Annotated in this window: 10 protein-coding genes; 8 read left to right on the forward strand and 2 right to left on the reverse strand. The window is 74.0% G+C overall.

Annotated features, from left to right (window positions below; all coding sequences use genetic code 11):
- Nucleotides 1-155 precede the first annotated feature (155 nt).
- From ACIBCJ_RS07860 to hemW, 3 genes are all read left to right on the forward strand, one after another.
- Nucleotides 156-2,033: an AMP-dependent synthetase/ligase gene (locus tag ACIBCJ_RS07860; protein ID WP_362504239.1), complete on the forward strand. Its 1,878-nt coding sequence runs from the start codon at nucleotides 156-158 to the stop codon at nucleotides 2,031-2,033.
- Nucleotides 2,034-2,280: 247 nt separating this feature from the next.
- Nucleotides 2,281-4,419 (forward strand): ATP-binding SpoIIE family protein phosphatase, encoded by a 2,139-nt coding sequence (locus tag ACIBCJ_RS07865; protein WP_365979129.1) that lies wholly within the window; start codon nucleotides 2,281-2,283, stop codon nucleotides 4,417-4,419.
- A gap of 41 nt (nucleotides 4,420-4,460) precedes the next feature.
- Entirely contained in the window at nucleotides 4,461-5,693 is a 1,233-nt protein-coding gene (gene hemW / locus ACIBCJ_RS07870) for a radical SAM family heme chaperone HemW (RefSeq protein ID WP_365979130.1), read from the forward strand.
- 114 nt (nucleotides 5,694-5,807) lie between these two features.
- Here hemW and ACIBCJ_RS07875 read toward each other — a convergent pair whose 3' ends face one another.
- Entirely contained in the window at nucleotides 5,808-6,611 is an 804-nt protein-coding gene (locus ACIBCJ_RS07875) for a DUF3097 domain-containing protein (RefSeq protein WP_362095347.1), read from the reverse strand.
- Nucleotides 6,612-6,645: 34 nt separating this feature from the next.
- Entirely contained in the window at nucleotides 6,646-7,380 is a 735-nt protein-coding gene (locus ACIBCJ_RS07880) for an MBL fold metallo-hydrolase (RefSeq protein ID WP_362095350.1), read from the reverse strand.
- Between the two features lie 149 nt (nucleotides 7,381-7,529).
- Between ACIBCJ_RS07880 and hrcA the strand changes: the two genes are divergently transcribed.
- From hrcA to ACIBCJ_RS07905, 5 genes are all read left to right on the forward strand, one after another.
- On the forward strand, nucleotides 7,530-8,546 hold the full coding sequence (gene hrcA / locus ACIBCJ_RS07885; RefSeq protein ID WP_362095353.1) for a heat-inducible transcriptional repressor HrcA: 1,017 nt from the start codon (nucleotides 7,530-7,532) through the stop codon (nucleotides 8,544-8,546).
- On the forward strand, nucleotides 8,547-9,683 hold the full coding sequence (dnaJ, locus tag ACIBCJ_RS07890; RefSeq protein ID WP_003976250.1) for a molecular chaperone DnaJ: 1,137 nt from the start codon (nucleotides 8,547-8,549) through the stop codon (nucleotides 9,681-9,683).
- An 88-nt stretch (nucleotides 9,684-9,771) separates the two neighbouring features.
- On the forward strand, nucleotides 9,772-10,857 hold the full coding sequence (locus ACIBCJ_RS07895) for a nitronate monooxygenase (protein ID WP_365979131.1): 1,086 nt from the start codon (nucleotides 9,772-9,774) through the stop codon (nucleotides 10,855-10,857).
- On the forward strand, nucleotides 10,854-11,603 hold the full coding sequence (locus ACIBCJ_RS07900) for a 16S rRNA (uracil(1498)-N(3))-methyltransferase (protein WP_362095361.1): 750 nt from the start codon (nucleotides 10,854-10,856) through the stop codon (nucleotides 11,601-11,603). The genes ACIBCJ_RS07895 and ACIBCJ_RS07900 overlap by 4 nt, the downstream gene beginning before the upstream one ends.
- 168 nt (nucleotides 11,604-11,771) lie before the next feature.
- Nucleotides 11,772-12,287 (forward strand): hypothetical protein, encoded by a 516-nt coding sequence (locus ACIBCJ_RS07905; protein ID WP_365979132.1) that lies wholly within the window; start codon nucleotides 11,772-11,774, stop codon nucleotides 12,285-12,287.
- Nucleotides 12,288-12,291: the final 4 nt, after the last annotated feature.

Below are 12,291 nucleotides of genomic sequence, written 5' to 3' on the forward strand. Positions count from 1 at the left end.
TTAAACAAGTGATCGGGCAACAGTCCCCGTGACTGCCTGCACATCACCCACACCTCATCACCCGCACCTCATCTGAACACCGCCCGAGAGTGAACCAGCCGCACCTGAGCCAGCCGCAACGAGTCAGCCGCACCGTCGCGGGCCCGGAGGATGTCGTGAGCGACACACAGACACTGATCGAGAACCGTCCGCCCTCCGTGGCGGGACTCTTCCTGGAGCGGGTGGCCGCCACGCCGGATGCCGAGGCGTACCGCTACCCGGTGCCGCCGGCCTCGGGCGAGGGCCCCGACGACTGGAAGCCGCTGACCTGGGCGCAGGCCGCCGAGCGGGTCCACGCGATCGCGGCCGGCCTGATCGAGCTGGGCGTGCAGCCGGAGCAGCGGGTGGCGCTGGCCTCCTCCACCCGGCTGGAATGGATCCTCGCCGACCTCGGCATCATGTGCGCGGGCGCGGCGACGACCACCGTGTACCCGCAGACCAACGCCGACGAATCGGCGTACATCCTCTCCGACTCCGAGAGCCGGGTGCTGATCGCGGAGGACGCCGCGCAGCTGGCCAAGGCGAGGGAGAAGCGGGCCGAGCTGCCCGACCTCACCCACGTGGTCGTGATCGACGCGGCCGGCGCGGACACCTCCGAGGAGTGGGTCCTCACCCTCGACGAGCTGGAGCGCAGGGGCGCGGCCCGGCTGGAGAACGACCCGCAGCTGATCAAGGAGCGGGTCGGTGCGATCACCAAGGACCAGCTCGCCACCCTCATCTACACCTCCGGCACCACCGGCCGCCCCAAGGGCGTCCGCCTCCCGCACGACTGCTGGTCGTACATGGCCAAGGCGATCTCCGCGACCGGCCTGGTCACCAAGGACGACGTGCAGTACCTGTGGCTGCCGCTCGCGCACGTCTTCGGCAAGGTGCTCACCTCCGGCCAGATCGAGGCCGGTCACGTCACCGCCGTCGACGGCCGCGTCGACAAGATCATCGACAACCTGCCGGTGGTCCGGCCGACCTACATGGCGGCCGTGCCCCGCATCTTCGAGAAGGTCTACAACGGCGTCGCCGCCAAGGCCCGCGCGGGCGGCGGTGCGAAGTACAAGATCTTCCAGTGGGCGGCGGGCATCGCCCGCGAGTACGCCAAGGTCACCCAGGACAACTTCAAGCGCACCGGCACCGCGAGCGCCCCGACCGGCCTGCGCACCAAGCACGCCGTCGCCGACCGGCTCGTCTACGCCAAGATCCGCGAGGCCTTCGGCGGCCGCCTGCGCGCCTGCGTCTCCGGCTCGGCCGCCCTCGCACCCGAGATCGGTTTCTTCTTCGCCGGCGCCGGCATCCACATCCTGGAGGGCTACGGCCTCACCGAGTCCTCCGCCGCGTCCTTCGTCAACCCCGGCGAGGCCTATCGCACCGGCACCGTCGGCAAGCCGCTGCCCGGGACCGAGGTGCGCATCGCGGACGACGGCGAGATCCTGCTGCGCGGCCCCGGCATCATGGAGGGCTACCACAAGCTGCCCGAGAAGACCGCCGAGGTGCTGGAGGCCGACGGCTGGTTCCACACCGGCGACATCGGTGAGCTCTCGGCCGACGGCTACCTGCGCATCACCGACCGCAAGAAGGACCTCATCAAGACCTCAGGCGGCAAGTACATCGCGCCGGCCGAGGTCGAGGGCCAGTTCAAGGCGGTCTGCCCCTACGTCTCCAACATCCTGGTGCACGGTGCCGACCGGAACTTCTGCACCGCGCTCATCGCCCTGGACGAGGCCGCGATCACCGAGTGGGCGAAGGAGAACGGCCTGGAGGGCAAGCCGTACGCCGAGATCGTCGCGGCGCCGGCGACCGTCGAGATGGTCGACGGCTACGTCAAGGAGCTGAACGAGGGCCTCCAGCGCTGGCAGACCATCAAGAAGTTCCGCCTGCTGCCCCGTGACCTCGACGTCGAGCACGGCGAGATCACCCCGAGCCTGAAGCTGAAGCGGCCGGTGGTGGAGCGGGAGTACAAGAACCTGATCGAGGAGATGTACGAGGGCTCGCGCGAGGCGTAGCGCACGGCGCCTCGCGGCGCGCGGGCCCGCGCGTGAACCTCGGGCCCGCGCGTGTCGCCGTCCGACGGCGAACGTTCGAAGAGGTCCGGTTTCCGGTCGGTTTCCGCCCGTCTTCGAACGTTCGCCTAGCACGGTTCTCGTCCATGGCGGCCGACTTCGGTAACTCCGTGCTTATGGACGGGGCCGGTCTGTCACTCTGTCGGCATCGACTGCGAGGAACTCGCACGAACTGCCCGGGGAGACGTCCATGGCGGCCATTCCGACGCAGCGGGAGACCGCCTCCCGCGCCGGCGCGGCGCCGGCGCGCACCGCGGAGGGCGCCGAAGAGTGCGCGCGGGCGCGCGTGACCCTGCTCGGCAGCTCCCTGGCGCCCGGCGCCGCCCGCGCGATGGTGCGGGCCGCGTTCGCCGAATGGTCCGCCCTCGGCCTGCCCGGCACGGAGTACCTGACCGAGCACCTCGCCGCCGACGCCCTGGTCGTCGTCAGCGAGCTGGTCACCAACGCCGTCGTGCACGCCGGCACCGACGTCGAGGTGGGCCTGCGGGTGGAGGAGGACGGCACCCTCGTCGTCGAGGCGGCGGACCAGCACCCGTCCCGTGCGCCGAGGAGCGCCGACTCCGAGCTGCCGCACGACCCCGCCGAGTACGGGCGCGGGCTGCCCCTGGTCGCCGCGCTCGCGGAGGCCTGGGGCATCACGTACCGCCCGGGCACCAAGACGGTGTGGGCGCGGCTGCCGGCCCAGGGCGCGGAGCCCGCCGACGCCGTCGCGCCGGGCCCCGCCGGGATCGCCGGGGCCGTCGCCCGTGCGGGCGACGCCGTCGAGCCGGCGGGACGCGGGGAGCGGAGCGCGGCGCACCCCGCGGAGCGCCGTGGCACGCCGCACGCGGGTGCGGCGGGACGGGAGGCCGACGGCGACCCGGGCAGCGCGTCCGGAGGGCCGACGGGGCCCGGCCGGCGCCGCCCGCGCGACCGGGAGTGGCTGGGCCGCGGCGCGCTGTCCTTCCTCGCCGAGGCCTCCGACCTGCTGGCCGGGCAGCTCGACGAGGACCTGGTCGCCTCCCTCACCGGCCAGCTGATCGTGCCCCGGCTTGCCGACTGGTGCGGGGTGTGGCTGGAGGACGAGGCCCTGGGCCGGGGTGCCTGGAGCGACGACTCCGGGGCGGCCGTCGGCGCCCGGCTGGCCCGCGTGTGGCACGCCGGCGAGGGATACCTCGACGAGCTGCGCGCGGCCCTGGAGAAGGACCCGCCCCGCCCGCGCGACCCGTGGCGCTCCGGCCCCGTAGGCCATCCCTGGCCCGGCGAGGCGCTCGGCCCCGGCGCCCCGCACGGCACCGCACTCGCCTACCCCCTGGTCGCCGGCGGCCGGCCACTGGGCACCCTGGTCATCGGACGGGCCGGCCCTGCGGACACCACCGGCACCCCGGACACCACCGGCACCCCGGACACCACCGGCACCCCGGACGCCACCGGCCCCCCGGACACCTGCGACGGCAGCGGCTTCCCCGGCTTCCCCGACGAGATCACCGGCCTGGTCGAGGACCTCAGCCGCCGGGTCGCGCTCGCCATCGGCGCCGCCCGCCAGTACGCCCGGCAGGCCACCATCAGCGCCGTGCTCCAGCGCGGCCTGCTGCCCGGCGCCGTCGCCGAGATCCCCGGCGTACGCAGCGCCCTCGTCTACGAACCGCGCGACAAGGGCGGCCCCAGCGGCGACTTCTACGACCTCTTCCCGGCCGGTGACGGCCGCTGGTGCTTCGCCGTGGGCGACGTCCAGGGCAAGGGCCCCGAGGCCGCCGTCGTCATCGGACTCGCCCGGCCCTGGCTGCGCCTGCTGGCCCGCGAGCAGTACGGCGTCCCCGACGTCCTCGACCGCCTCAACCAGCTCCTCCTCGACGACGCCACCGAGGCCGCCGACGCCGCCGCCCGGGCACTGGTCGCCGCGGGCGGCCCACCGGTTGCCCCGGGCGACGGACCGCAGACCCGCTTCCTCTCCCTGCTCTACGGTGAGCTGGTCCCCGTGCGGGGCGGCGTCCGCTGCACCCTCGCGTCCGCCGGACACCCGCTGCCGCTGCTCCTCGGGCCCGACGGCGCCGTGTCCACCGTCGCGTGCCCGCAGACCCTGCTCGGCGTCGTCGAGGACGCGACGTACGTCAGCGAGACCTTCGAGCTGCGGTCCGGCGACACCCTGCTGTGCGTCACGGACGGCGTCACGGAGCGGCGCAGCGGCTCCCGCCAGTTCGACGACGGCGACGGGCTCGCGGCGGCGCTGGCCGGGTGCGCGGGCCTGGACGCCGAGCTGGTCGCCGAACGCATCAGGCGGCTGGTGCACGAGTTCGGGCCCCGGCCGCCGGAGGACGACCTGGCCCTGCTGGTGCTCCAGGCCGAGTGAGCGGGACGGGGGATCGGTGCGGGTGCGGGACAATGGAACGCATGCCCTCCGCACTCCCCGACGGCGAGCCCGTCCCCGCCGACGGCGCCCTGCCCGCGTCCGCGCTCGCCGGGGCCGCCGACCGTCCCCTCGGCTTCTACCTGCACGTGCCGTACTGCGCGACCCGCTGCGGCTACTGCGACTTCAACACCTACACCGCCACCGAGCTGCGCGGCACCGGTGGCGTCCTGGCCTCCCGCGACAACTACGCCGACACGCTCGTCGACGAGGTGCGCCTGGCCCGCAAAGTGCTCGGTGACGACCCCCGCGAGGTCCGCACCGTCTTCGTCGGCGGTGGTACGCCCACCCTGCTGGCCGCCGGTGACCTGGTGCGGATGCTGGGCGCGATCCGCGACGAGTTCGGCCTGGCACCGGACGCGGAGGTGACGACGGAGGCCAATCCGGAGTCGGTCGACCCGGCGTACCTCGCCACTCTCCGCGAGGGCGGCTTCAACCGGATCTCCTTCGGCATGCAGAGCGCGAAGCAGCACGTCCTGAGGATCCTGGACCGCACCCACACCCCCGGCCGACCCGAGGCCTGCGTCGCCGAGGCCCGCGCGGCGGGCTTCGACCACGTCAACCTCGACCTGATCTACGGCACCCCGGGGGAGTCCGACGACGACTGGCGCGCCTCCCTGGACGCGGCGCTCGGCGCCGGACCCGACCACGTCTCGGCGTACGCCCTGATCGTGGAGGAGGGCACCCAGCTCGCCCGGCGCATCCGGCGCGGCGAGGTCCCCATGACCGACGACGACGTCCACGCGGACCGGTACCTGATCGCCGAGGAGGCCCTGTCGGCCGCGGGCTTCGACTGGTACGAGGTGTCGAACTGGGCCACCTCCGACGCCGGCCGCTGCCTGCACAACGAGCTGTACTGGCGGGGCGCCGACTGGTGGGGCGCGGGACCGGGCGCGCACTCCCACGTGGGGGGCGTGCGGTGGTGGAACGTGAAGCATCCGGGGGCGTACGCGGGGGCGCTGGCGGCGGGGAAGTCGCCGGGCGCCGGACGCGAGGTCCTCGCCGACGAGGACCGGCGGGTGGAGCGCATCCTGCTGGAGCTGCGGCTGCGGGAGGGCGTCCCGCTGTCGCTGCTGCGGGAGACGGGGCTCGCGGCGTCGCGGCGGGCGCTGGCGGAGGGGCTCCTGGAGGAGGGGCCGTACGCGGCGGGGAGCGCGGTGCTGACCCTGCGCGGGCGGTTGCTGGCGGACGCGGTGGTGCGGGACCTGGTGGACTGACCGGGCTGTTCCCGCCCCTGCCGCCCCCTCCCGTCCCGACCCGGGGGCGCTGCCCCCGGACCCCCGCTCCTCGAACGCCGGAGGGGCCGGATTCACCGTCCTGCGCAGAACCTCTCACGCCGTCACGAAGTCGATCAGCTCCTCGACCCGCCCCAGCAGCTCGGGCTCCAGGTCCTTGTACGAACCCACCCGGGCCAGGATCGCCTGCCACACCGCGCCCGTGTTCTCCGACGGCCAGCCCAGCGCCCGGCACACCCCCGTCTTCCAGTCCTGGCCGCGCGGCACCCGGGGCCAGGCGTCGATGCCGACGGACGACGGCTTCACCGCCTCCCAGATGTCGATGTACGGGTGGCCCACGACCAGCGCGTGCTCGCTCGTCACCGCCTCCGCGATGCGCCACTCCTTGGAACCCGGCACCAGGTGGTCCACCAGGACGCCCAGCCGCGCGTCCGGGCCGGGGGCGAAGTCGGCCACGATCGACGGGAGGTCGTCCACGCCGCCCAGGTACTCCACGACGACGCCCTCGATGCGCAGGTCGTCGCCCCAGACCTTCTCGACCAGCTCGGCGTCGTGCCGCCCCTCGACGTAGATGCGCCCGGCGCGCGCGACCCGCGCACGAGCGCCGGGGACGGCGACCGAACCGGACGCCGTCCGGGAGGGGCGCGCCGGACCGGACGCGGCCGGGCGGACCAGCGTCACCACGCGGCCCTCCAGCAGGAAGCCGCGCGGCTCCAGCGGGAAGACGCGGTGCTTGCCGAAGCGGTCCTCCAGAGTCACCGTGCCCGCCTCGCAGCCGATCACCGCGCCGCAGAACCCGGTGACGGGCTCCTCGACCACCAGGCCGGGATCGGCGGGAACCTCGGGAACGGGCTGCGGTTTCTTCCACGGAGGGGTGAGGTCGGCGGAGTACTGGCGCATTCTCCCGACGATACGAGGAACGCCCGCGCCGTGATCAGCGCGACACGCCGAACCGGGCGGCCAGCGCGTCCCGTTGGGCCCGCACGAACGCCGCGTCCACCACCGCTCCGTGACCGGGGACGTACAGCGCGTCCGCGCCGCCCCACGCCAGCAGCCGGTCCAGCGCGGCCGGCCAGCGCGACGGCACGGCGTCGGGACCCGCCTGCGGCTCGCCTGACTCCTCGACCAGGTCGCCGCAGAACACGACGTCCGGGGAGCCCGGCACCAGGACCGCCAGGTCGTGACCGGTGTGCCCCGGGCCCAGGCCGGCCAGCAGGGCCCGCCGGCCACCGCCCAGGTCGAGCACGTGCTCGCCGCCGATCTCGTGCGGGACGGCGACGAGCGCGTCGGCCGCCTCCCGCGCCGCGCGGGCGTCCAGCCCCTCCGCCACCGCGTCCGCACGCAGCGCCGCCCGCTCCGGCCCGCCCGGCGCGAACAGCGCGTGCGTGCCCACCGCGCCGTACACCTCCGCGCCCGCGAAGGCCGCCGCGCCGAAGACGTGGTCGAAATGCGGGTGGGTCAGCGCGAGATGTGTCACACGGCGGCCGGCGAGCCGCCGCGCCGCCTCGCCCAGCCGGGCACCCTCGGCCAGGCTCGACCCCGCGTCCACCATCAGCGCCCCGCCCGCACCGAGCACCAGCCCCGCCGTGCAGTCCCACCCCGGCAGCCGGCACCGGCCCACGCCGTCCGCCAGCCGTTCCCAGCCCAGCTCTTCCCAAGTCACCGTCACGGGGCCGACGCTAACGGCTCGGCCCCGGCCTTGCCGGGGGCGTACCCCACGGCCGTACACTGGGCCGGGGAAGTCTGGCACTCGCAAGCCGTGAGTGCCAGGACAGACAGGCCGGAAACGGGCGGACGACAGCTGGAGGTGCGCGCCGCATGCTCAGTGAACGCAGGCTCCAGGTGCTGCGCGCCATCGTCCAGGACTACGTCGGCACCGAGGAACCGGTCGGCTCCAAGGCCCTCACCGAGCGGCACAACCTCGGCGTCTCCCCGGCCACCGTGCGCAACGACATGGCGGCCCTGGAGGACGAGGGGTTCATCGCGCAGCCGCACACCAGCGCGGGACGCATCCCGACCGACAAGGGCTACCGGCTCTTCGTCGACAAGCTGGCCGGCGTCAAGCCGATGACCGCGCCCGAGCGGCGTGCCATCCAGAACTTCCTGGAGGGCGCCGTCGACCTCGACGACGTGGTGGCCCGCACGGTGCGGCTGCTCGCGCAGCTGACCCGGCAGGTCGCCGTCGTGCAGTACCCCTCGCTGACCCGCTCGACGGTGCGGCACGTGGAGCTGCTCTCGCTCGCGCCCGCGCGCCTGATGCTGGTGCTGATCACGGACACCGGCCGGGTCGAGCAGCGCATGGTCGACTGCCCCGCGCCGTTCGGCGAGGCGTCGCTGGCCGACCTGCGGGCGCGGCTCAACAGCCGGGTCGCGGGACGCCGTTTCTCGGACGTGCCCGGTCTGGTCGAGGATCTGCCGGAGGCGTTCGAGGCCGAGGATCGCGGTACGGTCTCCACCGTGCTCTCCACCCTCCTGGAGACGCTGGTCGAGGAGAACGAGGAGCGGCTGATGATCGGCGGCACCGCCAATCTGACCCGCTTCGGGCACGACTTCCCCCTGGTGATCCGGCCGGTGCTGGAGGCACTCGAGGAGCAGGTCGTGCTCCTCAAGCTGCTCGGCGAGGCGAAGGATCCGGGCGTGACCGTACGGATCGGTCATGAGAACGCCCACGAGGGACTCAACTCAACGTCCGTCGTGTCGGTCGGCTACGGTTCGGGCGGCGAGGCGGTTGCCAAGCTCGGCGTGGTCGGACCGACCCGCATGGACTACCCGGGAACGATGGGAGCGGTACGCGCAGTGGCACGGTACGTCGGACAGATCCTGGCGGAGTCGTAGGTGGCCACGGACTACTACGCCGTACTCGGCGTGCGCCGCGACGCTTCCCAGGACGAGATCAAGAAGGCGTTCCGGAGGCTCGCCCGCGAGCTGCACCCGGACGTCAACCCCGATCCGAAGACCCAGGAGCGGTTCAAGGAGATCAACGCCGCCTACGAGGTGCTGTCGGACCCGCAGAAGAAGCAGGTCTACGACCTCGGCGGCGACCCGCTCTCGCAGGCCGCCGGCGGTGGTGCGGGCGGCTTCGGCGCGGGTGGCTTCGGGAACTTCTCGGACATCATGGACGCGTTCTTCGGCACGGCGTCGCAGCGCGGACCGCGCTCGCGCACCCGCCGCGGCCAGGACGCGATGATCCGCATCGAGGTCGAGCTGGACGAGGCCGCCTTCGGTACGACCAAGGACATCCAGGTCGACACCGCGGTCGTCTGCAACACCTGCAACGGTGAGGGCGCGGCCCCCGGCACCTCGGCCCAGACGTGCGACATGTGCCGCGGACGCGGCGAGGTGTCCCAGGTCACCCGGTCCTTCCTGGGCCAGGTCATGACCTCGCGCCCCTGCCCGCAGTGCCAGGGCTTCGGCACCGTGGTCCCGACCCCGTGCCCCGAGTGCGCGGGCGACGGCCGGGTCCGCTCCCGGCGCACCCTGACCGTGAAGATCCCGGCCGGCGTCGACAACGGCACCCGGATCCAGCTCGCGGGCGAGGGCGAGGTCGGCCCCGGCGGCGGCCCCGCCGGCGACCTGTACGTCGAGATCCACGAGCTGCCCCACTCGACCTTCCAGCGCCGGGGTGACGACCTGCACTGCACGGTCACCATCCCGATGACGGCGGCGGCCCTCGGCACGAAGGTGCCGCTGGAGACCCTCGACGGCATGGAGGAGGTCGACATCCGCCCGGGCACCCAGTCAGGCCAGTCGATCCCGAAGCACGGCCGGGGCGTCACCCACCTGCGCGGCGGCGGCCGGGGCGACCTCATCGTCCACGTCGAGGTCACCACCCCGGGCAAGCTCGACCCCGAACAGGAACGCCTCCTGCGCGAGCTGGCCAAGCTCCGCGGCGAGGAGCGCCCGACGGGTCAGTTCCAGCCGGGGCAGCAGGGTCTGTTCTCCCGCCTGAAGGACGCGTTCAACGGGCGGTGACGGGGATTCCGGGGATGCGGATGCTTCTGGCGTATGCCGTCGGAAGCCCGGATTCGGACTTGTGTGGAGGACGTGACAACATGCCGTCATGTCCTCCGCACTGACCGATCTCTTCCCCTACCCGATCGTGCAGGCGCCCATGGCGGGCGGCGTCTCCGTGCCCGGGCTCACGGCGGCGGTGTCCGAGGCGGGCGGGCTGGGCTTCCTTGCCGCGGGGTACAAGACCGCGGACGGGATGTACCAGGAGATCAAGCACCTGCGGGGACTGACCGGCCGCCCCTTCGGCGTCAACCTCTTCCTCCCGCAGCCCGAGGCGGCCGACTCCGCCGCCGTCGACGTCTACGCCCACCAGCTGGCCGGAGAGGCCGCCTGGTACGAGACGGAGCTGGGCGACCCGGACGGCGGACGCGACGACGGCTACGAGACCAAGCTCGCCGTCCTGCTGGACAACCCCGTGCCGGTGGTGTCCTTCCACTTCGGCGTGCCGAGCCGTGAGGTCGTCGACTCCCTGCACCGGGTGGGCACCTTCGCCCTGGCCGGCGCGACCACCGCGGACGAGGCCCGGGCCGTCGAGGAGTCCGGCGCCGACGCGGTGATCGCGCAGGGCGTCGAGGCCGGCGGCCACCAGGGCACCCACCGGGACAACCCGGAGACCGGCGGCGCGGGCACCGGGCTGCTGTCGCTGGTCGCCCAGGTCCGGGAAGCGGTCACCCTGCCGATCGTCGCCGCGGGCGGCATCATGCGCGGCGCCCAGATCGCCGCGGTCCTCGCGGCGGGCGCGAGCGCGGCCCAGCTCGGCACCGCCTTCCTCGCCACCCCCGAGTCGGGCGCGCACGACCTGCACAAGCAGGCGCTGACCAACCCGCTGTTCGTCCGCACCGAACTCACCCGCGCCTTCTCCGGCCGTCCCGCCCGCGCCCTGGTCAACCGCTTCCTGCGCGAGCACGGCCCCTACGCCCCCGCCGCCTATCCCGAGGTGCACCACCTCACCTCGCCGGTGCGCGGGGCGGCGGCGAAGGCGGGCGACGCGCAGGGCATGGCGCTGTGGGCGGGCCAGGGACACCGGATGGCGAGGGAGCTGCCCGCCGGGCGGCTCGTGGAGGTGCTGGCAGCCGAACTCGCCGCCGCGGGGACAGCGTTGTCGGGGTACGCGACGGGAGGCGGCGCCCGATGACGGCACCGGTGTTCGTGGTCGGTTCCCTGCGGCCGGAGGACCTGCCCGCGGGGGAGTACGTCCTCGACGGCCCCGAGGGACGGCACGCCGTCTCCGTGAAGCGGCTGCGGGCGGGCGAGGACGTCGTCCTCACCGACGGGCGCGGCCGCTGGGCCGAGGGCTCGGTGAAGGCCGCGGAGGGCAAGGACCGCCTCGTCGTCACCGTCGCGGACGGGGTGCGCGAGGAGCCCGCCGAGCAGCCCCGCGTCACCGTCGTCCAGGCCCTGCCCAAGGGCGACCGCGGTGAGCTCGCCGTCGAGACGATGACCGAGGTCGGCGTCGACGCGATCGTGCCGTGGGCGGCGTCCCGGTGCATCACGCAGTGGAAGGGCGAGCGAGGCCAGAAGGCGCTCGGCAAGTGGCGGGCGACGGCCCGGGAGGCCGGCAAGCAGTCCCGCCGGGTCCGCTTCCCCGACGTCGCGGACGCGGCGACGAGCAAGCAGGTTGCCTCACTTCTGGCCGACGCGGACTTCGCCGCCGTACTCCACGAGAGCGGCGAGGCCCCGCTGTCCGCCGCCGAACTGCCCGCCACCGGCGACATCGTGCTCGTCGTCGGTCCCGAAGGGGGCGTGTCCCCGGAGGAGTTGGCCCTGTTCGCCGAGGCCGGTGCCCTGCCCTACCGGCTGGGCCGCAGCGTCCTGCGCACCTCCACCGCGGGCACCGCCGCGACCGCCGTCCTGCTGGCCCGCACCGGCCGCTGGTCCTGACGGCCCCGGGAACACGGTGCCCTGACGCCCCTGCCTCCCCGGGTAAACGGCCCGGTCGTCCCCGACCGGCCTGCGCGCCCGCGGGCGTCGCCCATGGCGCCGACGGGTGGTGAGGAGTGGCCGTATGCGCCCTACCGCCGGTCCCGCGGTGGTGGGAAGCTGCCCTCCATGGGGGCATTGAGGCGGATTTGGCGCACGGCTCCGGTGGTGGTCGGCTCGGTCGTCGCCGTCGGCGCCGTCGTCGCGTGCGAACCGGGCGGACTCAGCTCCGCCACCGTGGCCTACACGACCGACCGGACCGTGACCCGTGAACTGGAGCGGCAGAAGGCCGAGGTGCGCTGGCTCACCTGCACCGCCGACTACGGCGACAAGGGCGCCACCGCCTCGGCCACCGGGAACACCGTCGCCTCCGTCCACTGCGAGGGCAGGACGGACGCCGGCCGGGACATCACCGTCGACGGCAAGGTCACCCGGGTCGTCGACGGCGCCTGTGTGCGCGGCGACCTGACCGCGAAGGTGGACGGCAAGGAGTGGTTCCGGGTGAAGGGGCTGGGCGACTGCGACGCCACCACCGCGCCGCCCGCAGGCCGGCCCTCCCCGAACGGGCCCGGGCCCACCGTGACCCTGACCCGGACGATCTGGTGCCCCGACGACCCGCACTGCCGACCGGTCGAAGGGAAGTGAGGAC

Source organism: Streptomyces sp. NPDC051136 (genome assembly GCF_044455745.1).
Lineage (GTDB): Bacteria > Actinomycetota > Actinomycetes > Streptomycetales > Streptomycetaceae > Streptomyces.